Consider the following 25,225-nt stretch of genomic DNA (forward strand, 5'->3'; position numbering starts at 1 on the left):
AATAAGAAAAGCTTTCTCATACATTTGAGGTATGGGAGGGCTTTTTTGTGTGTTGTGAGCCACGTGTGAGCTACGGGGACGTGAAAAGGTGGACTTCATGTCGGGGGGAGGTGGAGAAGGGTGAAGTGGGATAAGGTAAATAATTATAAGATTCAGAGTTTGTGGAGCCGGTTAAAGCGGGCCGGGCGGTATATAGTTATCATCTTATTGTTTTCTTATATTATGACTTCGATGATAAATGGCCCGGGAGTGTTCCGTGTATCTAAATCAGATGCGATGACTGTGAAGCTAAAAAATGGCGGGCAGATACCGTTAGAAGATTACTGCGTTGGAATTTTGGCAAAAGAGATCCCGGCAGACTATGAAGCAGAAGCACTCAAGGTCCAGGCGGTTCTTGTAAGAACAGAAGTCTGCCGGAAGATACAGGAGACTGGAAATGACGGCACACTGGAGGAAGAATACTGGACTGCAAAGCAGATGAAAGCAGCCTGGGGAATGCAGTATACACAGAATTACAGAAAGCTAAAAGATGCATTGGAAGAGACGACAGGACAAGTATTGTTTTATGGAGAAGGATTAGCAATGACACCATTTTTTAAGCTGAGTAACGGATATACAAGAGATGCAAAAGAAGTCCTTGGAAAAGAAGATTATCCCTATCTGAAGAGTGTAGAGTGTCCGGCGGATGCGGAAGCGGAGAATGAATTGCAGACTGGAGTGCTGGGGGAGAATGAAAAGAAAATAGAAACAACAGATATAGAAATCCTAGAAACAGATTCTGTCGGTTATGTATTAAAAGTGCGGGTTGGGGAAGAGACAATCAGTGGTGAAGAATTCCGCAACAGATACAGCCTTCCGTCCAGCTGTTTCACGCTTCAACGCTATCATGACAAATTGTGGGTGACGACAAGGGGCATCGGACATGGAATCGGCATGAGCCAGTACACGGCAAATGAAATGGCAAAAGAGAAAAAGAGTTATAAAAAAATATTGAAATATTTTTTTGAAGGAACCGAGATCAGAGAAGTGACGGAGATTATAAAGAATGTAGAGGAGCAGAAATAATGACAATATATGTAAAATGATTGCAGGGGGAAGGCAGATATTAACAACGGAATGCTGCATAGATAATCGAAGAAATTCAGATAAAAATATTTGCAAAATAAAAACAGAACAAAAGAATAATGTCATCATAAACTGGCAAAAATAGTGTCAGAGGTGGTGATGAAATGAATAAAAATCAGAAACCGTCAATGTCCAAACGGCGTGCAACCGTAGCAGCAGTATTATGTTTTGTGGCGGCAATTGCGATAGCAGGAACATATACATTCAGTGATTACAAAAAGACGCAGAAAGATGAATTGGCAAAGGCGGAAGAGCAGACGAAACAAACAGAAGACAGCCAGAAGGCAGAAGAAACAGGAACATCCAAGATAAAAAATGAGGATACGGACGGTAACACAGAGGATACTGGATCAGAGAGTGGTGATGCAGGGACAGGTAAGAGCAGTACATCCGGAACCGGTACAGGAAAAAGCGGAGGCGGAACGGATGTGACTGGAACAGACGGTAATGAAACCGGAACAGATGGAACAAGTACAAGAGAAGACGGAACTTCGGATACAACGACAGGCGCAGTACAGACAACTTCCGGAGCCGGTCATAACATTAATTTTACCGAAGACAGCTACATCCTGTGGCCGGTGAACGGGGCAGTGATCATGAGCTACAGTATGGATAAGACAGTATATTTCCAGACGCTTGACCAGTACAGGTATAATCCGGCAGTAATCATCGAAGGAGCAGAAGGCGATCAGGTACTGTGTGGCGCACCAGGAGTCATCAAGTCCATAGACGTTAATGCACAGACCGGAACAACGGTCAATGTGGATATCGGCAATGGATATGAATTGCTATACGGACAGCTGAAAGAAGTACCTGTGAAGGTCGGGGATTATGTAGAAGCGAAGAGTGTGCTTGGCTATGTGAGCCAGCCAACCAAGTATTACAGCAAAGAAGGATGCAATGTGTACTTCGAGATGCGAAAAGACGGACAGCCGGTGAATCCGGTGGAGTATACGGCGGATCAGGATTAATAGAACCAACAAAAAGAACAAAAAGGGACGGAGTTTTTTTAAAAAATCCCCGTCCCTTTTTGAAGTGGGGATAACATTGACATCCAGGAGGATAATTTATAAAATATAGTGGATTATTTCAGAAAAAACGAATCCATATGTGGATAAAAGAAGGGAAACCAATGAACTATACATACATTGTAAAATGTGCAGACGGAACGTTATATACCGGATGGACGAACGACCTGGAAAAACGTATGAAAGCACATAACAGTGGAAAAGGCGCAAAATATACGAAGACCAGAAGACCGGTGAAGCTTGTATATTATGAAGCGCATGATACCAAGAATGAGGCGATGAGCCGGGAATATGCAATCAAGCAGCTTACGCGGAAGGCGAAGGAAGCACTGATCAAAGGCTGTGAAAATCTGTGTGAAAAGGAATGTGGATAAGGAGTAATTATGTACCAAAAGAAAACAGAAGTGAAGAAAACATTGGGTCAAAAAACAGAAGATCGTCTGATGAAATATATTTTAGATAGGCAGATTGAGATTGGAGAAAAGATTCCGAATGAATTCGAACTAGCAGAATTTTTCAAAGTTGGAAGAAGTACGGTCCGGGAGGCTGTAAAAGGATTAGTAAGCCGGGGAGTCTTGGAAGTACGACGTGGAGATGGAACATATGTGATCAGTACGGTATATATGGAAAATGATGTGCTGGGATTCGGGCAGATTAAAGACAGATATCAACTGGCACTGGATCTTTTTGATGTACGCTTGATGATAGAACCGGAAATTGTCATGTGGGCATGCAGAAAAGCAACGAAGGAAGAGATAAGACATTTGCAGACACTGTGCGAAGAAGTTGAAATGTTGTATAAGCAGGGACATGATCATATTTACAAAGATATAGAATTCCACAGCTATCTGGCAAAACTGAGCAGCAACATTGTAGTGGAAAAACTGATCCCGGTTATTAATACTTCGGTTGTGACATTTGCCAATATTACATACAGGAGTCTTATGAGGGAGACACTGGAGACACACAGGGCAATTGTGACTGCAATTGAGCATAGAGATGCGGTCGGGGCCAAGTGTGCGATGAATATGCATCTGACATACAACAGGCAGGTGATCATGGAACTTCTGGAAGAAAGAAGAAAGCAGAAAAATCAGTGAAAAGATACGTCTGACGTTTGCAATAGCGGAAAAACGTCTTACAAATGAATATGGTGATAATAGACAAAAACAGGCAGTGATCAGAACAAAAATCACTGCCTGTTTTGCGTATTATGTACAAATCGAATTATATACATCATATGTATTGAATAAAAAACAAGCGGTTGTTATATTGTAGTCACATTCAACAGAGGCGCCGGATGTAACAGAATAAGAACAGAATAAAATAAGTAAGAAAAAGAGAAAAAAGATATTTCAGGAGGAAGAACAATGAGTGATTTTACTGCTTCTCCAGAACGGCTGATCATAGGAGCTCTTCTGGGATTTGCTGTATTGCTATTTTTGATTATTAAAGTAAAGATACAACCGTTCATTGCGATTATGTCATCAGCGTTGATCATCGCACTGGTAGCGGGGATGCCATTTAGTATGATTACAGATACACTGGCGGAAGGTGTAGGAACTACGCTGCAGACCATTGCGATACTGATCGGACTTGGTTCCATGTTCGGAGCGATTCTGCAGGTGTCCGGTGGTGTGGAAGTTATTGCAGATACGCTGTTAAAGGTATTTGGTGAAAAGAAAGCACCGTGGGCACTGGGAATTACAGGATTGATTGTAGGTATGCCGGTATTCTTTGAATCGGGACTTCTGATCCTTATTCCGGTTGCATTCGGAATTGCACGTAAAACGAAAAAATCTGTATTTTGTTATTCGATCCCACTCCTTGCAGGTCTGGCGATCGGACATGCATTTGTTCCACCGACACCGGGACCGGTTCTGGTAGCAGAGATGCTGAATGTGGAACTGAGTTATGTAATTATGCTTGGAATCATCATCGGTATTCCGGCTATGATCCTGGCAGGACCAGTATTTGGACGATATGCCGGCAAGAAATTTGACTGTCCGGTACCAAGTTCTTATCTGGAGAATGAAAAAGAAGCACAGCAGAAAAGTACGGGAAAAAGACCGAATTTCTGTCTGATCGTCTGTATCATTCTTCTCCCGCTGTTCCTGATAATTTTAAATACATTATCATCAATTATTCCATTTATGAAACCGGTACAACCGGTATTGGAATTCTTAGGAACACCGGTAATTGCATTATTGCTCTCCACAATATGTGCCATGTTATTCCTTGGCCTGCCAGGTGGATTCAGTATTGTTGAAATCACGAATGTTATGACGAATTCATTACATTCCTGTGGAAATATTATTCTTCTGATCTCTGGTGGAGGAATGTTAAGATTTATCCTTCAGAATACAGGAATCGGAGAATTGTTCGGAAACTTTGTCGGAGGCTTACCGCTTCCAATGGTTCTGGTTGCATTCCTTGTAGCCGCAGTAGTCAGGGTATCGGTGGGATCTGCGACTGTATCCATGACAATGGCAGCAGGTATTATCGCATCCATGCCGATGGTAGCAGATCTGTCACAGCTTCAGCTGGCAACCCTTACGATTGCGATCGCAGCAGGAGGTACTGCATTCAGCCATGTCAATGATTCAGGATTCTGGCTCTCAAAGTCATTATTTGAAGTAGATGAAAAGACCAACCTGAAGACATGGACAGTAATGGAGACAATTGTTGGTATGGTAGGAATTGTCGGTGCAACGATCGTATGGTTCGTTGTTTCGTAGAAAATGTTTTACGAAGATTAGAGAATAAGCATTTTGTTTTACAGATAAATAATAAAACAGGAGGAAATATAATATGGAATTAAAAAGTCAGGAAATGAGAAAATTAGCACCGGAATTAGATCCACTCCGTATCGGAACAGGATGGAAAAAAGAAGACTTAAGTAAGCCGCAGGTTATGATCGAAAGTACGTATGGTGACAGCCATCCGGGAAGCGGACATCTGAATATATTAGTAGAAGAAGTAAGAAAAGGTGTGGAAGAAGCGGGTGGATTTGGAGCACGTTATTTCTGCACAGATATTTGCGATGGGGAAAGCCAGGGAACAGACGGAATCAACTACAGTCTGGCAAGTCGTGAAATGATTGCAAACATGATAGAGATCCATGCGAATGCCACACCATTTGATGCAGGTGTATACCTTTCAAGTTGTGATAAAGGTATGCCGGGAAACCTTATGGGACTTGCCCGTGTGGATATTCCATCGGTTGTAGTGCCGGGGGGAACGATGAATGCAGGACCTGAGATGCTGACACTGGAACAGTTGGGAATGTACAGTGCAAAGTATGAACGTGGCGAGATTGACCAGGAAAAGCTGGACTGGGCAAAATGTAATGCCTGCCCAAGCTGCGGAGCATGTTCATTTATCGGTACAGCATCCACTATGCAGATCATGGCAGAGGCACTGGGACTTGCACTTCCAGGTAGTGCGCTGATGCCGGCAACAAGCCCGGATCTCCTGGAATTTGCCAGAGAGGCAGGCCGTCAGGCTGTGAAACTTGCAACTATGGAACATATGCTTCCATCAGATATCGTGACGATGGATAGTTTTGAAAATGCAATTCTGGTTCATGCTGCAATCTCCGGAAGTACGAACTGTCTGTTACATATTCCGGCAATTGCACATGAATTCGGAATTGAGATCACAGGAGATACATTTGACAGATTACACCGTAATGCCAGATATCTTCTGGACATCCGCCCGGCAGGAAAGTGGCCTGCAGAGTGCTTCTATTATGCAGGTGGTGTACCGGCGATCATGGAAGAGATCAAAGAACATCTGCATCTGGATGTGATGACAGTGACAGGAAAGACACTGGGGGAAAATCTGAAAGAATTAAAACAGAATGGTTTTTATGAGAAATGTGACAAATGGCTGCAGGAATTCAACAAACGTTATGGGGTACAGGTTACAAAAGAAGATATTATAAGACCATACGATAAAGCAATCGGAACGGATGGAAGTATCGCAGTACTGAGAGGAAATCTTGCACCAGAAGGAGCAGTCATCAAACATACCGCATGTCCGAAAGAAATGTTCAAGTCTGTATTAAGAGCCAGACCATTTGACAGTGAGGAAGAGTGTCTGGATGCGGTATTAAAACATAAAGTACAGAAAGGTGACGCAGTATTTATCCGTTACGAAGGACCGAAAGGAAGCGGTATGCCGGAGATGTTCTATACATCAGAGGCTATCAGCAGTGATAAGGAATTAGGAAAGAGTATTGCACTGATCACAGATGGACGTTTTTCAGGAGCATCTACCGGTCCGGTGATCGGACACTGCAGTCCGGAAGCTGTTGATGGAGGCCCGATCGCACTGGTAGAAGAAGGGGACCTGATCGAGATTGATGTGATGGAGAGAAAGCTGAATATCATCGGAGTAGCAGGAGAGTGTAAGTCAATGGAGGAAATCGATAAGATTCTGGAAGAACGCCGTAAAAACTGGACACCAAGAGAACCGAAATATAAAAAAGGTGTACTTCGTCTGTTTAGCCAGCATGCTGCAAGTCCGATGAAAGGTGCATATCTGGAGTATTAGTATTGAGAATGACAATAGAATTGCTGAAAAGTAGAAGTGTAAAGTATAGAGTATAGAAAATAAGAATAAAAAGGGAAAAGAAAGATGAAACAAAGAATCACAAAAAAGGAAAGATTTCTCACAATGGGAGAAATTATGCTTCGTCTCACACCGCCTGATTGCGAAAAAATCAGAAATGCAACAAGTTTTGAAGCAATCTATGGTGGAAGTGAAGCAAATATAGCAGTATCTTTGGCAAATCTTGGAATAGACAGCTCGTTTTTTACAGTAGTACCGGATAACAGCCTTGGAAAAAGTGCAGTCCGTATGTTAAGAAGCAATGATGTAGATTGTGCTCCTGTAATCTTAAGTACACCGGAAGAGACTCCGACACACAGAATTGGAACGTATTATCTGGAGACGGGGTATGGAATCCGGCCAAGCAAAGTGATCTATGACAGAAAGCACAGTGCATTTGATGAATATGATTTCTCCCGGGTTGATCTGGAAAAAGTACTGGACGGACATACATGGCTGCATCTTGGCGGAATCACTCCTGCACTTGGGGGCTCCTGCAGACAACTAGTCATGGAAAGCTTGAAGATTGCCAAAGAAAAGGGAATGATGGTCAGCTTTGACGGTAACTTCAGAAGCACTTTATGGAGCTGGGAAGAAGCAAGAGATTTCTGTACGGAGTGTCTTCCATATGTAGATGTACTGATGGGAATCGAGCCATATCATTTATGGAAGGATGAGGAACATCATGAAAATGGAGATGTGAAAGATGATATTCCATACCAGCCAAATCTGAAAGAACAGGACAGTGTATTTCAAAAATTCGTGAAACGGTATCCGAATATAAAATGCATTGCCAGACATGTAAGATATTCCCCGAGCTGCAGTGAAAACAGTCTGAAAGCATATGTGTGGTATGGAGGGAAGACATATGAGAGCAGAACGCTTACATTTAATATTCTGGACAGAGTAGGCGGCGGGGATGCATTTGTCAGTGGGATCATCTATGCACTGATGAATGAATACCAGCCGGAGGATGTGGCGAACTTTGCGGTAGCCGCCAGTGCTATTAAGCATACACTTCATGGGGATGGAAATATTACGGATGATGTGTCATTGATCCGGCATGTTATGAATATGAATTTTGATATAAAAAGATAAAGGTGATATACGATATAAGATCTTTATATGAAGGATAAAGAAGGGACATAGTATAGAATCTTCAGATGAGAGATAAAATGATACACGATATAGAACATTGAGATTATTGAATAACAGGAAAACAGGTGGAAAAAATGAAATCAATAGAAGAATTATTTGCAGAGTTAAAAGTTGTACCGGTTGTTGTTTTAGATGATGCGAAAGACGCAGAACCGCTGGCAAAAGCTTTGGTAGAAGGAGGCCTTCCATGTGCGGAAGTAACATTCCGTACTGAGGAAGCAGCAGAGTCTATCCGCATTATGACAGAAGTCTATCCGGATATGCTGGTCGGAGCAGGAACTGTCCTTACAACAGATCAGGTAGACAAGGCAGTAGAATCCGGAGCCAAATTTATCGTAAGCCCGGGATTCGATCCGGAAATTGTTGATTACTGTATTGAGAAAAATATACCGGTATTTCCAGGATGTATCTCACCATCGGAAGTTGCACAGGCAGTAAAAAGAGGACTTAAAGTGGTAAAATTCTTCCCGGCAGAACAGTCGGGTGGACTTGCAATGATCAAGGCAATGGCAGCACCATATAATATGTTAAAATTCATGCCTACAGGTGGAATCAATACAAAGAATCTGAAAGACTATCTGGCGTGCGATAAGATCCTTTGTTGCGGTGGAAGCTGGATGGTAAAAGGGGATATGATTAAAGCAGGTGAATTTGAGAAGATTAAGAAGCTTACAAGAGAAGCAAAAGAACTGGCGGAATAAGAGAAAAAAATAACAGGACGAAAATAAAAAGAGCTCACATCAAGTCTGGAAAGATATTATATGAAATAATATCGCAGGCATGATGTGGGCTCTTTGGGGTTTGTATTAAAGTACGAAAGCATACATCACCACAAAGTGGCAGGCACTTCCGGCCATAACAAACAGATGAAAGATCTCATGGCTTCCGAAATATTTGTGCTTGCTGTTGAAAATCGGAAGCTTCAAAGCATAGATAACGCCGCCAACTGTATAGATGATACCACCGGCAAGAAGCCATCCAAAAGCCGCCGGGCTTAAGGAATTGAGTAACTGTGTGAATGCCAGTACGCAGGTCCATCCCATTCCGATGTAAAGCACGGATGAAACCCATTTTGGACAGAATACCCAGAATGCCTTGATCAGGATTCCGGCAATTGCAAATGCCCATACAATCGTAAGAAGGATGAGTCCGGTCTTACCGCCAAGTACCAGCAGACAGATCGGAGTGTAGCTTCCGGCGATCAATACGCTGATCATCATGTGGTCGATCTTTTTAAGAATGGTATTTACTTTTCGTGATTTGTTGAATGTATGGTAAGTTGTGCTGGCCGCATACAGCAGGATAAGACTGACCGCATAAATAGTAATTGCGATGATGTAGATTCTGCTTGGTTCACGCGCCGCTTTTATCAGTAGCGGAATTGCTGCGAATATTGCCATCAGCATTCCAATAAAATGTGTGATTGCACTTCCTGGGTCTTTGATGTGTTCTGTTAACTGCTCTGCCATAATCATGCACCTCCTGAATATCGAAAATGTGACATGTAGTTTTGAATACTATGTTTACTATATGTGTATATTATACCAGGGGATGAAAAAAATCAAGTGGAAAAAGGAAAATATTTTGAATTTAAAACTATTAAAAAATGAGAGTAAGGCCATAAATTGCAATACTCTCATTTTTTAAAGTGAAATAGAACTAAGACGCTTCAGGCCGCCGGATGGATTTCCTGCGGTGTTTCTTTGCTTCGTAAAGATCCTGGTCGGCAAGAGCTATGATTTCCTGCGTATCCATGCCAGGAGTTGGATGGAACCGGGCGATGCCCAGTGAAATTTCTACCAGGAATGGCTTTTCTGACTGCGCATTAAAAGTATTACAGGCATCTTTGATACGTTTACGGAAAATGCTGTCAAACTCGCCTTCTTCACAGTTTAGGAGGATCAGAAATTCATCCCCGCCTACACGGGCAAGTGTATCCTGCCGGCGAAGGCAGCCCTCCAGTATCCGGGCAACACCACGCAAAGCAAAATTGCCGGCAGGGTGTCCCCAGGTATCATTGATTTCTTTTAGGTGATCCAGATCCCCACATATAATATAAGCGCATTGATTCTGTTCATGCTTACAGAATTCTGTAAGCTGTTCGGTAAATCCTCTTAAATTCAGAAGCCCTGTAAGTTCATCGTAATTGGAAAGCTTACCAAGAATGCGGTTGCGTTCCCGGATCAGTTCCATATCCCTGGACATTTCCCGGTGGCGGAGCGCTTCAGCTTTGCTGATCTCCAGATAAGAAAGCGAAAGTCCGATCTGAAGACTGATCACAAAGAAGAAAGGGAATGCTTCCTGCTGTATATCACAGGCCAGCAGTCCATACTGCTTTTCACCGGAGAAAAGAAGGAACACCATAAATTGATGATTTTCTTCATCGGTCATTAGCTGGCAGAGGCCGTTCTCGGCAGTTACCGGCTGTCTGTCATAAGGATGAAAGGCTTTGATCTCATTATCCTTAGAATAGGCAGCAAGTTTTAAAGTCTGCGGACAGGCCCATTTTTCGTTTTCGTGGTATACGATAGGCTCATCCAGTAGAAAAAGGTAGATACATTTAGCCTGAAGCTCACGCATATTTTTCATGGCTTCCAGAAGAAATGCATGTTCGTCATCTTTACATGCATTGAGCTTTCTCGCAAGAAATGGGAAAAACCAGGATTTCCGCTGGAAACTGATTAGTTCAAGCTTCATATTGGTTATTGTGCGGTTCAGCCGTTGTATCTGTTCGGTCAGATCGACCGGGGGATGAAAGGATTCCGTGGATTGAAGCTGACAGCCGCAGGATTCTCTTACACACAGGGAAACAGGGACTATGCGCGACTGTACTTCTTTGCCATTGAGTTTGTCGAATAAGTCATATACAGCCATTTTCCCCATCAGTACGCCATCTTGCTGAACGGTTGTAAGAGAAGGATCCATACCGGAAGCCCGTTCACAGTTATCAAATCCGGTGATCAGGATGTCCTGTCCGACTGTAAGACCACGTTTTTCGCATACGCGGTAAGCGGTAAATGCCATCTCATCATTGGCAAATACGATAGCCTGTGCATCCGGATTATCATCCAGCAGTTGATTCACCTGCCTGTCTACAAACTCAGAATAATCACCCTGGGCAATCATAGCAGGGGTTACCGGAAGGTTATATTTGTGCATCATTTCAAGATAAGCGGTCTTTCGTTCAGTTGCATCTGTGTTCTGCGTAGGACCTGCTACAAAAAGTATTTTATGACAATGGTGCTTCTGGATTAAGTGTTCCATGACCAGATGTATCCCCTGTGTATTATCGCAGATCAGGGAATGGCAGTTGGGTGCATCGATGAGTTCGGTAAGGAATACAGTTGGAATCGAATTGAATTTCAGGGCAAATTGTTTTGCACTTTCATTTTTCATCCGAAGTCCCAGTGTTCCGTAGTTGATGATCAGTCCGTCAAGACCGGCCATGAGACTATAGTCATGGATGGTATTGAATTGATAATCAAAAGAGTCTTTATGGGTTTCACCAAGGATATCTTCAAAAAAATCTTTGGTCTGTGTTCCAAGGAAAAAGCAAATATTTATATTCAGTTCTTTTGCAGCATCGGTGATACCACGGATATGTTCCTTTGGAAAATAAGTATGGCTTCCCCCAATAAGGACTCCGATATTGTAGGTTGTTTTTTGGTTCATTGTTATCCTCCATTAATTATCTGCAGGAGCGAGTCGGTTTGCATTCTGCCAGCTTCTTGGTGAAGTTCCATATACATTTTTAAATGCGCGTGAAAAATGAAGCTGGTTCGGATATCCAACTGCATTTCCGATGTCAGCAATGGAAAGAGAAGTCAGCTTTAAAAGCTCAGCAGCTTTTGTCATGCGGTAGCTGATCAGAAATTCCTGTGGGGATTTTCCGATGGAGTCGTGAAAAATCTTTCCGAAATAACTCCGGTTCAGACCACAGAAAGAAGCAATGTCTTCAATGGTAATATTGTTCTGAAAATTTTGCTCAATATAAGATAATGCTTCTTTGATGTAAAAATCTCTGATCTTCCCGCTCTGGTTCATGCGCACTGTAGCAGCAGAACGCATGAAATAATCCAAAAAGAGATACAAATGTCCGATCATATGGAACGGTGATTCGGAGGAGGAACCGGGATGTCTGGCAATATATAACATCTCGTTCATCATTTCATTGCGAAGATCCTTCGAACCGGCATGATAGACCGGATGATCCGGACTGAGTCCGGCAGTAGAGACAATCTCTTTGGCACGGAGCCCGTCAAATTCAATCCAGGTATATTCCCATGGGAGATCCTGATCTGCGATGTAAGTATTGATCTGATTAGGAAATAGCATAAAGCCCTGTCCGCTTTTTACCTGATATTTTATTGTATTGCCAGAGGAATCGTCGGCCATTAAAGTTCCGGTTCCGGATATCACATAGTGAAAGATATAATGGTTTCTGGCGGCAGGCCCGAAAGAATGGGAAGGTTCACATTGTTCCCAGCCATACTGATAAAGTCCGATATCGACAAAATTTTCATTTGGGAAAACGGAAAATAAAAGATTACTCATAGGAATCCTCCTTTTTAAAACAGTATATACCAAAATGCTAGATAACTTCAATATATAACGGAAAAAATCGCATTTTACAATAAAACATATAATATAATGATATTTATAGACGCATAAGGGTATGTTACAATTCAATTGTAAATAAGAAATGAAAAAAACCTGACGATGAAAACAAGTAAATATCCCGGGAAAGGTTCAAAATCAGGAAGGAACGGAGCAAAAGGAGTTGAAAACATGCATAGGAAGTACAGGAAACTGGTAAGTGCCGGACTGGTTCTTACGATGGCTGGGGCTATGACACTGCAGGGATGCGGGCAGAAGGAGAAGACAGGAAAGACAGAAATAGAACTTGTGCAGTATAAGCCGGAAGCAGTAAAAACATTTGAGAAAATAGAAGAAGAATTCAACCGTACACATGATAATATTCATCTTACAATTGAATCTCCGAATGATGCAATGACTGTTTTGAAGACGAGATTTATCAGGGAAGATAATCCGGATATTATTGGAATCGGAGGAGACGTGAACTATTCAAACTTTATCGATTCTGACATGTTGATGGATATTTCCGACTATAAAGGTCTGGAAAATATTAAAGAGGCATACAAAGAAATTGATAAAAATCTGGAATTTGTTCCGGAAAAAGGAACTTATGCGGTGCCATACGTTGCAAATGCAGCAGGAATTCTTTACAACAAGGAAATGTTCGAAGAACATGGATGGAAAATACCAACTACATGGGATGAACTTATGAGCCTGTGTCAGGAGATACAGAATGCAGGAATCCAGCCATTTTATTTTGGATTTAAAGATACATGGACTTGTCTTGCACCGTGGAATGCGGTCGCGGTAGATCTTGCACCCGCAGATGTGTGTGCACAGGTGAACCGCGGAAAGACAACATTTTCGAAGGAATATAAAGAAGTGGCAGAACGTATGCTGGAGCTGCTTCCATATGGACCGGATGACCCGTTTGCATATGATTACAACGGGGCATGTACGGCGTTTGCAAAAGGTGAATCCGCAATGTATACGATCGGAAGTTATGCAATTCCACAGATCCAGACGGTGAATCCGGATATGGAGATTGATTCATTTGTAATGCCGGCAAGTAATAACAAAGAAGAAAATAAGTTGAACTCAGGAATAGATCTTCAGTTCTGCGTAATGCAAGATTGCAAAAATAAAGAGGCAGCATATGAAGTGTTAGATTTTCTCCTGGAAGATGAGAATGTACAGGCATATCTGGATGCGCAGAAGGCGGTTCCTTGTAAAGAGGGGGATTTTGAACTGCCACCAACCCTTGAAGGAATGAAAGAATATATAAAAGAAGGAAAAATGTCTGACTACCAGGATCATTATTATCCATCGGAAATGGCGGTAGACGCACAGATCCAGACATTCCTGATGAAAAAAGACAGCAAGGCATTTCTTAAGAAATTTGATACAGACTGGGTAAGATATAATCGTGATATTATCCGTAAAGTGGAAGATTACGAGAAATCACATAATGAATAAGACAGATAAGTTACTGGTAATACGGAAGTTCAAGGAGTTAGTACGATGAAAAAGAATAAATTAAATGATAGAAAGCGGACATTTCTTCTGATCACGATTCCGATTGTTGCATTATTTTTCTGCTTCAATACGCTGCCGCTGATCAAAGGTGTCATCTACAGTTTTACCAATTTTAAAGGATACGGAAATTACGACTGGGTAGGGCTTCGTAATTATAAAGATCTGTTTACCGATTCCAGAGTCGGAGGCTCATATATCTTTACATTTAAGCTGGCAATTGCGGCGACAATTTTGACAAATGTATTGAGTCTTTTGCTGGCACTCGGACTAAATAGTAAGATTAAGTTCAAAAGCGCACTCAGAGGTGCATATTTTATCCCGAATGTACTGGGAGCACTGGTGGTAGGATATATTTTCAACTATTTCTTTACGTATATCCTCCCTGTATTTGGAAAAATGATCGGAAGTAAGACATTTAGTTCCAGTATGCTTTCGAATACAAATCTTGCGTGGATCGCGATTGTGATCGTGTGTGCATGGCAGTCGATAGCAATGAACACAATCATTTATATTTCGGGACTTCAGACGGTTCCGGAGGATGTATATGAAGCAGGTGCCATTGATGGCGCCACAGGATGGAAGAAGTTCAGGAACCTGACATTTCCACTGATTGTTCCATTTTTCTCTATTAATATGGTTCTGAGTGTGAAAAACTTCCTGATGGTATTTGATCAGATCATGGCATTGACAAAAGGAGGTCCTGCCCAGAGTACAGAATCCATCTCATATCTGATCTATAATAACGGAATGAGTGGCGGACAGTTTGGATTCCAAAGTGCAAATGCAGTTATTTTCTTTATTGTGATTGTAGTGATTTCGGTAATGCAGTTGACTATCACCGGTAAGAAGGAGGAACAGTTGTAATGAAAAAAGTTGGGAAAGAAAGAATAAACTGGCCTGTAACGATTCTTTTGATCGCAGGGCTGATCACTGTAGTATTTCCATTATATATGACTGTTGTCATTGCGCTGAAGAAACCTTCGGAAATGACGAATGATGTCGCAGGAATCTTATCGCTTCCAAAACATTTCAGTCTGAGCAATTTTACAGAGGCGATGAAAGTGACAGATTTCTGGAACTCATTGGGAAACAGTCTGCTGATCACAGTTGTGACGGTAGTGCTTGCAATGCTGATCCATTCACTGCTTGGATATGCAATTGCAAGAAATAAGGCACATAGTAAATTTTATAAGTTTATTTATTTTTATGTTGTTAGTGGTATGTTCGTACCTTTTGCAATCCTGATGATGCCGGTCGTAAAACAGACGGCGCAGATGGGACTTGCGAACAGAGCCGGAGTGATTATCTTATATCTGGTATTTTATATGCCGATGAATGTGCTGTTGTATTCCGGATATCTGACAAACATTCCGGGAGCGCTGGAAGAGGCAGCATGCGTGGATGGAGCAAGTACATGGACCACTTATTGGAAGATCATCTTTCCGATCATGAAACCAATGCATGCAACGGTTGCGGTTCTGACAGCACTTGGAACATGGAACGATGTTATGACACCATTGGTTATTATGTCAGGCACAGGAAAGAACACACTGCCGCTGGCACAGCTTAATTTCCAGACACAGTTTGGAACGAACTATAACCTGGCATTTGCCTCTTACCTGTTGGCACTTCTGCCGATCCTGATTTTCTATCTGATCTGTCAGAAGCATATCTTGAACGGTGTGGTAAATGGAGCTGTAAAATAAAGAAAATACAAATCGGATCAAAGACATAAAAAGGAGACTGAAAGATGGGAATTGTTTACAGTAAATCAGACAGGACATTTACAATACAGACAAAGAATACAACGTATCAGATGCAGGTGGACCCTTATGGGTTCCTCCTGCACCTGTATTATGGAAAGAAAACAGATGGAAGCTGCATGGATTATCTGCTGACGTATTATGACAGGGGATTCTCTGGAAATCCGTTTGATGCAGGGGATGACAGAACATATTCTATGGATGCACTTCCGCAGGAGTATCCTTCCTATGGAACCGGAGATTACAGAAGCACGGCACTGATCATCGAAAATGCAGATGGAAGCACAGCGTGTGACCTGCGTTACCGTTCGCATCACATTTTCAATGGAAAATACAAGGTTCCAGGTCTTCCGGCAGTCTATGCGGATGAGACGGAGAGCCAGACACTGGAGATCGTAATGGAAGATGCGGTTACAGGCGTAGAAGTTACATTGCAGTATGGTGTGCTTCCTGATTATGATGTGATCACAAGAAGTGAGAAGATCGTTTATCGTGGCGAAGGAAAGATATGTATCAGGAAAGCGCAGTCTGCATGTCTGGATTTTGTTCAGGGGAAATATGATCTTCTGACATTTTACGGAAGACATGCAATGGAGAGAACGATGCAGAGAGAACCGGTCACACATGGAAGTCATGTGATCGGAAGTGTAAGAGGAACTTCAAGCCATCAGTATAATCCGATGATGATCCTCGCGGATGAGCATACGACGGATCAGTATGGAAATTGTTATGCGATGTCTTTCGTATATAGCGGAAATTTTAAAGGTGAGACACTGAAAGATCAGTTTGGACAGACACGTGCACTTATGGGGCTGCAGGATGAGATGTTCTCGTATCCGCTGGCAGAAGGAGAAACATTCTATACACCGGAGGTGCTTCTTACTTTTTCCGGAAGTGGAATGAACCTTCTTTCGCAGAATCTGCACAGATGTATCAGACAGCATATCTGCAGAGGAAAGTACAAAGAAAGTGTCCGTCCGGTTCTGGTGAACAGCTGGGAAGCTGCGTACTTTGATTTTGATGGTGACACCTTATATGAACTGGCAAAAGAGGCAAAGAATGCAGGCATTGATATGCTGGTGCTGGATGACGGATGGTTTGGAAAACGTGATGACGATAACAGCGGTCTCGGGGACTGGTTTGTCAATGAGAAAAAGCTTGGGGGGACACTGGGAGATCTGATAAAGAAGATCAATGACCTGGGTGTAAAATTCGGAATCTGGGTGGAGCCGGAGATGATCTCTGAAGACAGTAATCTGTACAGAGAACATCCGGACTGGGCACTTACTATTCCGGGAAGGAATCCGGTTCATGCAAGAAATCAACTGGTGTTGGATTTCTCAAGAAAAGAAGTTGTAGATCATATATTTGACCAGATCTGTAAAGTCCTGGATCAGGGAAATATTGAGTATGTAAAATGGGATATGAACCGGAGCCTTATGGATGTGTTCTCAAGAGGAACCGAAGATCAGGGAAGGGTCATGTATGATTACGTTCTTGGATTATATGATTTTCTGGAAAGGATCGTGACAAGATATCCGGATCTTTTGATCGAAGGCTGCAGTGGCGGCGGTGGAAGATTTGATGCCGGAATGATGTATTATACACCGCAGATCTGGTGCAGTGATAATACAGATGCATTGGACAGATTGCAGATCCAATATGGTACTTCATTCGGTTATCCGGTGTCCGCAGTGGGGTCACACGTATCAGCAGTGCCGAATCATCAGACCGGAAGGATCACATCTCTGCATACTAGAGGTGTAGTGGCAATGGCCGGAACATTCGGATATGAATTGAATCTTGGAAAACTTTCCAAAGAAGAGAAGCAGGAGATCCGGTTACAGGTAGAAGAATACCGGAAGTTCGCACCGCTGATCCAGACGGGACTGTACTACCGGTTGTCTGATCCTGCAAGGGAGGAATATGCAGCATGGGCATTTGTATCCGAAGATCAGAAAGAAGTTCTTCTGAATGTCGTACTGCAGGAAATTCATGGAAATATGACCGTGAATTATGTAAAGCTTCAAGGATTGAAATGCAGTGCAATCTATCGTGACACGGAAACAGGAAAGAGCTATAATGGTGCAGCACTTATGGAAGCAGGAATTCCGATGCCTGTGGAAATGGGAGAATTCAAGGCATACCAGATGCATCTGGCAGCAGAAGAGTAGAGTATAAAAATGGGAAAAAAAGTAGAAAAAAATAATAGTATTTTTCAATATAGGTTAGAGAAACATCATGATGAGCTCAGGTGGCTTTACATGGAACTTTATCAGAATGATGATATGTTCGCGGAACTGTGTTCCAAGATGTATGAGTATTACAGACACCGGAGTATCAAACTAAAAGAAAGAGATGCGAAAAGAGAGAAGGAAGCCGGCTGGTATCACAGGAAAGACATGCTTGGTATGATGCTTTATATAGACAATTTTGCGGGAAATATGCAAGGTGTAAAAGAAAAAATCCCGTATTTGAAAGAATGCAACATTAATTGTCTTCATCTTATGCCTTTCCTGGATACGCCAAAAGGAAGATCTGACGGCGGTTATGCAGTGGCAGATTTCCGTAAGGTACGTCCGGATCTCGGTACGATGAAAGATCTTGCAGAACTGGCAGAAAAGTGTCATGAGGAAGATATCAATGTGTGTATGGATTTTGTTATGAATCATACGTCAGAAGATCATGAATGGGCGAAACGGGCAAGAGATGGCGAAGGAGAGTATATGAGCCGGTATTTCTTCTATGATAATAATGAGGTGCCGGAGAAATACGAGGAGACAGTACCGCAGGTATTTCCGACAACAGCCCCTGGAAACTTTACGTATCTTCCGGAGAACGGCCATTATGTAATGACAACATTTTATCCGTATCAGTGGGATCTGAATTACCGCAATCCGAGAGTGTTTAACGAGATGATGTATAACTTCCTGTATCTGACAAATCAGGGAATAGATATTGTAAGAATTGATGCAGTGCCATATATCTGGAAAGAAATAGGAACCACCTGCAGAAATCTCAAACAGGTACATACAATCGTCCGTATGATGCGTATGATTGCAGAAATTGTATGTCCGAGCGTATTACTTCTTGGTGAGGTTGTAATGGAACCGGAAAAAGTAGTGCCGTATTTTGGTACGGTAGAAAAACCGGAATGTCACATGCTTTATAATGTGACTACCATGGCAACGACCTGGAACAGCATAGCGACACAAGATATCCGATTGTTGAAAAAACAGATGGATATTCTGAACCACCTGCCGAAACAGTATGTATTTTTAAACTATCTGCGCTGTCATGATGATATCGGATGGGGACTGGATTATGAGACCCTGAAACAGTGGGGAATGGAAGAAATCCCACATAAGCGTTACCTGAATGATTATTTTACGGGAAAAATAGCGGGCAGTGTAAGCCGCGGAGAATTGTATAATGATGATCCGGTAACACAGGATGCACGTTTCTGCGGGACAACTGCATCTATGTGTGGAATTGAAAAAGCCGGATTTGAACAAAACAAAGAAGCGATGGAAACTGCGATCAGGGAAGATCTTATGCTGCATGCATATATGTTGACACAGTCGGGCATTCCGATGTTATACAGCGGCGATGAACTGGGACAGGTGAACGACTATAGTTACAAAGAGGATCCGGAAAAATGTGCAGATTCAAGATATATCCATCGTGGTAAGCTTCGCTGGGAGCTTGCAGAGAATAAGAAAGATCACACAACCGTTCAGGGAAGTATCTTCTGGACTCTTGACCGGCTGGAAAAGATCCGCGGACAGGAAATAACATTTGATAAAGATGCAGATGTGTATACATACGATGTGCATGATGACAGTATCCTTTGCATATTACGTGAATATAAGGGAAGAAGATTTTTTGGAATATTCAACTTTAGCGATCAGGAGAAGACAGCGTGGATGCAGGAAGATGGAGTGTATCGGAATCTGCTGACGAGTGAAAAGATAGAATTAAAAGATATAAGATTAAGAGGGTATGACTTCCTTTGGTGTGAAAAATAAACTGGCCTGCATGGAAATGTTATAACTGGCTGTTTGGACGTATCCACTATCGTGCTAATATATTCAGCAGAATTTATTTTTCATTACATATTACAACAGGAAGGAAGAGTACAATGAGTACAAATACAGCAACAGGAAAGACCATGCATAATGATAAGGTGAAGAATCTGGTGATCACTGCATTCTTTACAGCAATTACATTTCTCGGGATCCAGTCTTTCAGGATTCCGCTTCCGGCGGCAGTCGGAACACCGTTTCTTCATTTCGGACATATATTTGTCGTGATGGGATTATTACTCCAGGGAGGAAAGAGAGGAGCTGTATCCGGAACACTGGGACTTACCATCTTTGATATGTTAAACGGATATATGCAGGATGCACCAAAGACTTTCGTTGAGACGGCGCTGAAGTGTCTGATCGTCGGAGCGCTCTTTGTGATGCTGAAGAAAAAGACGGCCGGTGATAAAAAGAAAGAATACGGAGCAGCTATGATCTGTGCTGTGGTTTACGGATGCATCAACGTGATCATGGAATTTATTATGGGAACCATATCTATGATGATCATGGGAAGTGGATTCGCAGCGGCTGCAGTGGGAGCATTTACATCACTCCCGGCTACGGTGATCAATGCAGTCTTTATGGTGATCGCAATTGCGGTTCTGTACCAGCCGGTGAAAAAGATCTATGTGCGCATGGCATAGATCCAGATAGTGGATAAAAATAATGAATGGAACAAAAAGAGCGGATACGCCGTAAGTGGTGTATCCGCTCTTCTGATATCTAAATCTGTTATTCTTAGCCGAAGTATCTCTTAAGAAGTCCTTCGAAAGCTCTTCCGTGTCTAGCTTCATCTTTAGCCATCTCGTGAACAGTGTCATGGATTGCATCCAGATCAGCAGCTTTTGCACGTTTTGCAAGGTCGAATTTACCAGCTGTAGCTCCATTCTCGGCATCTACACGCATCTCAAGGTTCTTCTTTGTGCTGTCTGTAACAACTTCGCCAAGAAGCTCTGCGAATTTAGCAGCGTGCTCAGCTTCTTCCCATGCAGCTTTTTCGTAGTATAATCCTACTTCCGGATAACCTTCTCTGTGAGCAACTCTTGCCATTGCAAGGTACATTCCAACTTCTGAACATTCTCCTTCGAAGTTTGCTCTTAAGTCAGCTAAGATGTCTTCGCTAACACCTTTTGCAACACCTACAACGTGCTCTGCAGCCCATTCTCTTTCGCCTGTCTGCTCTTTGAATTTGTCAGCTCCAACGCCACATACTGGACATTTTTCTGGTGCAGCTTCTCCTTCGTAAACATATCCGCATACTGTACATACAAATTTCTTCATAGTGTTAATCTCCTTTTCTTTTTTATATAAAAATTTTTTGGTGCTAAAGCCTTCATAAGGATTGGTTAGTGTTGGTTCCTTATGTTTGCTAAATTAATATTAGTAATTGTTACTGATATTAATTTAGCATAATCTTTTGTGTTTGTCAATTAGTTTTTGATAAATTTTATTATTTATTCTCATTCATTTTCTTTGCACATTCAGCACAGAGTCCATGGAAAAGAGTGGTGTGTGATTCGATGATTCCGTCGAAGCATGCGTTCGCTTCTTCGTTCACTTTCTGGATATAAGAATCACCCATCTCCAGATCGAATACATTTCCACAGCTTGTGCATACTACATGGTAATGAGGTTTGCATCGCCCGTCAAAACGGTCACCACCAACAGGGGTCGGAATCCGAAGTGCTTCGCCGATATCCGCCAGCAGATTCAAATTGCGGTAAACGGTTCCAAGACTGATGTTTGGAAATTCTTCTTTAATATGAAGATATACCGTATCAGCTGTTGGATGAGCGGTGGTATGTGCTAAATAATCTTTGATAGAGGCCCGCTGTTTACTATATTTTAAAGCAGCCATAAAATCCTCCTTTCGATAATGATAACAATTACTATAATTGATATATTTACAGTATAATCGGAATGATATTATTTGTCAATAAGAAAGAAATAATGTAATAAAATGTAACAAATTAAAAATAAACGGTATGCGAATAAAATGATTAAAACAAGATAAAACTTGACAATATAAGGATGAATGATATAATTAAAAACGTAACATATGTAACAATTCTGTAATAATTACAAAAGATAAGAAAACATAAAAGGAGGAAATTTATGGATTCTATTCTTAAAAAAGGATTGTGCCTGGTTACTTTAACTGGAATGATAGCAACATTTCCGGCATCTGCACATGCAGCGGATCTGGGAACAGGAGAGTATTCAGATATGGCATTTGCAAATGTTCACTCATTTTTATATGTAAGAAGTGAGCCGACAACAGCAAGCGAATGGGTTGGCAAATTATATCCGGATTACGCAGCGAAGATTATCGGCCCGGCAGGGGAGTGGACGAAAGTTCAGTCGGGAGATGTCACAGGATATGTATATTCACAATATATACGTGTCGGAGATGAAGCACAGCAAAAAGCAGAGGAACTTGTACAAAGAGTAGGAAATGTGGAGAACGCATTTACCTATGCTGTATCAAGAGAAGATGAAGCGGCGGGATTCCAAAGAGAAGCCGCTTTGGGACAGACGAAAGAGACAGGAACCGGACAGGCGGTTGTAGATTATGCATGTCAGTTCATTGGCAATCCGTATGTCTGGGGAGGAACCAGCCTTACGAACGGGGCGGACTGCTCTGGATTCGTCCAATCTGTATTTGCACATTTCGGAATATCACTTCCACGGACAACGTGGGATATGGAACATGTGGGGACTGCGGTCAGCTATGACCAGGCAGTTCCTGGTGATATCATCCTGTATAACGGACATGTGGGCATTTATATGGGAAATGGACAGATTGTGAATGCAATTAACAGCAGAAGAGGAATTGGAATACTGCCGGCGACGTATACGAGTATTGTTACGGTACGGCGGTTAATATAAACGAAAAGGGCCGGGGGATTTTTAAAAATCCCCCGGCCCTTTTCGTTATCCACACTATCCACATAAGAGACGAGGTTATCCACAATGTACAAATGTACCAAAAATATACTTTTATTTAATAAAATGAAGAAAATCCGGAAAACTTATCCCAAATTCGAAAAATAAGTTATCCACACGAAAATAGCAAAAAAATGTAGAAAAATGGGGATTTCCACAAAGTTATCCACGTTATCCACACCCAAAGTGGGAAAAACGGGGGATTATTCGGGGGATAAAAAAGAACGGACGTTTTGTAAGGTTGTTATAAAAATGACATTTTGTTGAAAAAATACCGAAATCATATTGACTTTTAAGTAGTCAAATATTAAGAATAAATTTGCAGAAAATGTTTACACAATGATAAAAAGCTACTATAATGGAAACACTGAAACAAAAAGGAGGCGATAAGATGGCACAGATTACAAAAGACATGACATTTGGTGAGCTGCTTTCCAAATATTATTCTACATGTCCAAAGCTTGTTGATGATCTGATGGAAGCAGGAATGGGTTGCATCGGATGCCCACATTCTCAGATGGAGTCTATCGAAGAGGGAGCTATGGGACACGGAATTGATCCAGACCTTTTAGTTGCAAAATTAAATGCAACACTGGAAGCAAGCCAGGCATAATATAAAGAATCATACAGAACTGCCAAGCAGGATAATGTTTGGCGGTTCTGTTTTTTTATACCATAGTATGTAAGAGTAGCTGCTTAAGAAAAAAGACGGATCAGGAAATTTAAACATTTCCTGATCCGTCTTCAGAATTTTCGCTGCATATTACGAAAATATGATCCGTATTAAGTTCCGGAGTGTGTCATACATTTTGCAGAAAGCATGTTGAGACACTCATTAGATATTAGCGAGCTGCTGCACAGCATTGCCTGCAATAAATGTATCACAGTGTTCTTCCAGGAATGCAAAGGTTGCCCCGGAAGCCTTCTCCAATGCGCCGTATTCAGACAACATATTGCAGATACGGTTGAAATCTGCAGTTGTATGATCGGACTGTGCAAGCGCAAGAAGATACATATCTTCCTGTTCGTCTTTGTATAGCGTGTTGGAACCGTGGTACATAGGAGCCAGCAAGTGAGCGGCTTTCAGTACATTTTCCATAACCGGGAATGAGAAGAGACGGATACTGCTTCCGCTGCTTTCCTTTTCTCCGGTGTCATCAGAAGCCGGCTTTTTCGCCTCCACAGATTTTTCTGCGTGTGCTTCGAATGATTCCTGAACCTTTCCGAGCAGATCAAGTAAGCTGTCTGCTCCTTCCAGTTTGCCCGGTGCATTTTTCTTCTTGGCATCGGCAATGGAAGAAGGTGCAAATTTTGAAAATCTAGTATCGAGTTCCTCTGGGTCCTCGACTTTCGTAATTATCAGCACAATCGAGTCGGCGGAAGGTATCGCTTCAATCATCAAAGGAATATCTTCAGCTTCAAAGCCGAATTCGAAGGCTGCCTGTTGCATCATATCGCGGAAAAGTGATTTGGCTTTTTCGGTTCCGTAGGCCAGTTCGCTGAGTTGGAGCTGACGGTCGGCCAGGTCGGCACGTGTCAGGGTACAACGGATCTGGTTGTCACTGATTTTTTCAATCTTCATAAACATCACTTCCTTCTAAAATAGTATATCATACAAAATGTTTGATGTTCAATAAATTTAATATAAAATAAAAAGGACTTGATTCTTAAAAACTTATCGGATATAATGGCACTACTAGAAGATAGTTTTCCCTGATAATTGTGTTTTAGAACAAAAGGAGGGAGAATTTCTTGAATTAATTTTAAGATCCGGTTAAGAACCAGGATCGCACATTTTTATTTCCGTTCCACGTTCCGGGTGGAGCAGATCTATCAATGGCAAATCAGATAAACAGCCGTTTCAGGCAAAGATTTCAAAAGAATTACAATACTCAATATTATAAGCAAAATCTTAGAGAATTGCGAATACTCATTTACACAAGTCAGAATATTAAAAATTATTATTACTCACTATTTTTATCTCGTATCACATGATGATAACTTTATGAACCAATGTATATAATGCCGGGACTATTTTCTAGTACACGAATTGTTGCATAAAAGGACGAAGATTGTATCACGAGCATCTCCATGACCAGAAATGTATGTGACAGTCACAATTATCGGCCGGCATAAAAGGAGGAACTCACATGGGGGATAACAATGAACTCAGAAAAATGTTCCAGGAATTAACAGGCTATGAACAAAAGAACATCAGTCTGAAGATCGATGGACTGCCAGCCAGCCCCATGCAAATTGTACAGGCGCATACGATGTGCGAGACACAGACGTATATGAGAGATTATGTACTCAATGATAAAGGTGATGTAAAAGAGTTGTGGTTTCACAATATTGAAGAAAAATAATAACAAAA

At 41.8% G+C, this 25,225-nt stretch carries 23 protein-coding genes; 17 read left to right on the forward strand and 6 right to left on the reverse strand.

All coding sequences use genetic code 11. The features are described 5' to 3' along the window. Positions 1–120 precede the first annotated feature (120 nt). From ACWJAF_RS03570 to ACWJAF_RS03605, 8 genes are all read left to right on the forward strand, one after another. A complete protein-coding gene (locus ACWJAF_RS03570; protein WP_448862266.1) occupies positions 121–1,065 on the forward strand; it encodes a SpoIID/LytB domain-containing protein in 945 nt (314 codons plus the stop codon). Positions 1,066–1,229: 164 nt separating this feature from the next. Next, a complete protein-coding gene (locus tag ACWJAF_RS03575) occupies positions 1,230–2,096 on the forward strand; it encodes a M23 family metallopeptidase (RefSeq protein WP_296030499.1) in 867 nt (288 codons plus the stop codon). Between the two features lie 161 nt (positions 2,097–2,257). Beyond that, positions 2,258–2,527 carry a GIY-YIG nuclease family protein gene (locus ACWJAF_RS03580; RefSeq protein WP_296030494.1) on the forward strand — a complete coding sequence of 90 codons (270 nt, stop codon included), beginning with the start codon at positions 2,258–2,260 and terminating at the stop codon, positions 2,525–2,527. 9 nt (positions 2,528–2,536) lie between these two features. Next, positions 2,537–3,253: a FadR/GntR family transcriptional regulator gene (locus ACWJAF_RS03585; protein WP_296030492.1), complete on the forward strand. Its 717-nt coding sequence runs from the start codon at positions 2,537–2,539 to the stop codon at positions 3,251–3,253. Positions 3,254–3,523: 270 nt separating this feature from the next. Beyond that, positions 3,524–4,891, forward strand: a complete 1,368-nt coding sequence (locus tag ACWJAF_RS03590; protein WP_448862269.1) for a GntP family permease — start codon at positions 3,524–3,526, stop codon at positions 4,889–4,891. Positions 4,892–4,964: 73 nt separating this feature from the next. Then, complete coding sequence (gene ilvD / locus ACWJAF_RS03595; RefSeq protein WP_448862272.1) at positions 4,965–6,710, forward strand: dihydroxy-acid dehydratase; 1,746 nt, start codon at positions 4,965–4,967, stop codon at positions 6,708–6,710. A 123-nt stretch (positions 6,711–6,833) separates the two neighbouring features. Then, positions 6,834–7,865, forward strand: coding sequence for a sugar kinase (locus ACWJAF_RS03600; RefSeq protein ID WP_448862274.1), 1,032 nt, complete (start codon positions 6,834–6,836; stop codon positions 7,863–7,865). A 134-nt stretch (positions 7,866–7,999) separates the two neighbouring features. Next, positions 8,000–8,626, forward strand: coding sequence for a bifunctional 4-hydroxy-2-oxoglutarate aldolase/2-dehydro-3-deoxy-phosphogluconate aldolase (locus ACWJAF_RS03605; protein WP_448862276.1), 627 nt, complete (start codon positions 8,000–8,002; stop codon positions 8,624–8,626). A gap of 105 nt (positions 8,627–8,731) precedes the next feature. On the opposite strand, the gene trhA is transcribed toward ACWJAF_RS03605, so the two are convergent. The 3 genes from trhA to ACWJAF_RS03620 form a co-directional block, all read right to left on the reverse strand. Then, on the reverse strand, positions 8,732–9,394 hold the full coding sequence (trhA, locus tag ACWJAF_RS03610) for a PAQR family membrane homeostasis protein TrhA (protein WP_296091945.1): 663 nt from the start codon (positions 9,392–9,394) through the stop codon (positions 8,732–8,734). A gap of 190 nt (positions 9,395–9,584) precedes the next feature. Continuing rightward, entirely contained in the window at positions 9,585–11,597 is a 2,013-nt protein-coding gene (locus ACWJAF_RS03615; RefSeq protein WP_448862278.1) for a diguanylate cyclase domain-containing protein, read from the reverse strand. Positions 11,598–11,609: 12 nt separating this feature from the next. Next, positions 11,610–12,479, reverse strand: coding sequence for an AraC family transcriptional regulator (locus ACWJAF_RS03620; RefSeq protein ID WP_448862280.1), 870 nt, complete (start codon positions 12,477–12,479; stop codon positions 11,610–11,612). 234 nt (positions 12,480–12,713) lie between these two features. Between ACWJAF_RS03620 and ACWJAF_RS03625 the strand changes: the two genes are divergently transcribed. From ACWJAF_RS03625 to ACWJAF_RS03650, 6 genes are all read left to right on the forward strand, one after another. After that, positions 12,714–13,997 (forward strand): ABC transporter substrate-binding protein, encoded by a 1,284-nt coding sequence (locus ACWJAF_RS03625; RefSeq protein ID WP_448862281.1) that lies wholly within the window; start codon positions 12,714–12,716, stop codon positions 13,995–13,997. Between the two features lie 45 nt (positions 13,998–14,042). Then, the gene (locus ACWJAF_RS03630; protein WP_448862283.1) at positions 14,043–14,921 is read left to right on the forward strand and encodes a carbohydrate ABC transporter permease; all 879 of its coding nucleotides are present in this window, start codon (positions 14,043–14,045) and stop codon (positions 14,919–14,921) included. Next, on the forward strand, positions 14,921–15,763 hold the full coding sequence (locus ACWJAF_RS03635; protein ID WP_055283300.1) for a carbohydrate ABC transporter permease: 843 nt from the start codon (positions 14,921–14,923) through the stop codon (positions 15,761–15,763). The genes ACWJAF_RS03630 and ACWJAF_RS03635 overlap by 1 nt, the downstream gene beginning before the upstream one ends. Positions 15,764–15,807: 44 nt before the next feature. After that, entirely contained in the window at positions 15,808–17,994 is a 2,187-nt protein-coding gene (locus ACWJAF_RS03640) for an alpha-galactosidase (RefSeq protein ID WP_448862285.1), read from the forward strand. A 9-nt stretch (positions 17,995–18,003) separates the two neighbouring features. After that, positions 18,004–19,848, forward strand: coding sequence for an alpha-amylase family glycosyl hydrolase (locus ACWJAF_RS03645; protein ID WP_448862287.1), 1,845 nt, complete (start codon positions 18,004–18,006; stop codon positions 19,846–19,848). Positions 19,849–19,961: 113 nt separating this feature from the next. Beyond that, positions 19,962–20,549: an ECF transporter S component gene (locus tag ACWJAF_RS03650; protein ID WP_296091938.1), complete on the forward strand. Its 588-nt coding sequence runs from the start codon at positions 19,962–19,964 to the stop codon at positions 20,547–20,549. Positions 20,550–20,643: 94 nt separating this feature from the next. Here the strand turns inward: ACWJAF_RS03650 and ACWJAF_RS03655 are convergent, their stop codons facing one another. Both ACWJAF_RS03655 and ACWJAF_RS03660 read right to left on the reverse strand, forming a co-directional pair. Beyond that, on the reverse strand, positions 20,644–21,186 hold the full coding sequence (locus ACWJAF_RS03655; RefSeq protein WP_296030451.1) for an NADH peroxidase: 543 nt from the start codon (positions 21,184–21,186) through the stop codon (positions 20,644–20,646). A 169-nt stretch (positions 21,187–21,355) separates the two neighbouring features. Then, positions 21,356–21,763, reverse strand: a complete 408-nt coding sequence (locus ACWJAF_RS03660) for a Fur family transcriptional regulator (protein ID WP_448862290.1) — start codon at positions 21,761–21,763, stop codon at positions 21,356–21,358. 257 nt (positions 21,764–22,020) lie between these two features. Here ACWJAF_RS03660 and ACWJAF_RS03665 point away from each other — a divergent pair, with 257 nt between their 5' ends. After that, a complete protein-coding gene (locus ACWJAF_RS03665; protein WP_448862292.1) occupies positions 22,021–22,794 on the forward strand; it encodes a C40 family peptidase in 774 nt (257 codons plus the stop codon). A gap of 448 nt (positions 22,795–23,242) precedes the next feature. Next, positions 23,243–23,464 carry a DUF1858 domain-containing protein gene (locus ACWJAF_RS03670; RefSeq protein ID WP_006427234.1) on the forward strand — a complete coding sequence of 74 codons (222 nt, stop codon included), beginning with the start codon at positions 23,243–23,245 and terminating at the stop codon, positions 23,462–23,464. Between the two features lie 222 nt (positions 23,465–23,686). Here the strand turns inward: ACWJAF_RS03670 and ACWJAF_RS03675 are convergent, their stop codons facing one another. Beyond that, on the reverse strand, positions 23,687–24,433 hold the full coding sequence (locus ACWJAF_RS03675; RefSeq protein WP_296030441.1) for an adaptor protein MecA: 747 nt from the start codon (positions 24,431–24,433) through the stop codon (positions 23,687–23,689). 568 nt (positions 24,434–25,001) lie between these two features. Here ACWJAF_RS03675 and ACWJAF_RS03680 point away from each other — a divergent pair. Next, positions 25,002–25,217 (forward strand): hypothetical protein, encoded by a 216-nt coding sequence (locus ACWJAF_RS03680; RefSeq protein WP_296030439.1) that lies wholly within the window; start codon positions 25,002–25,004, stop codon positions 25,215–25,217. The last annotated feature ends 8 nt before the right edge of the window (positions 25,218–25,225 follow it).

The sequence above is a fragment of the Dorea sp. genome (assembly GCF_977044405.1).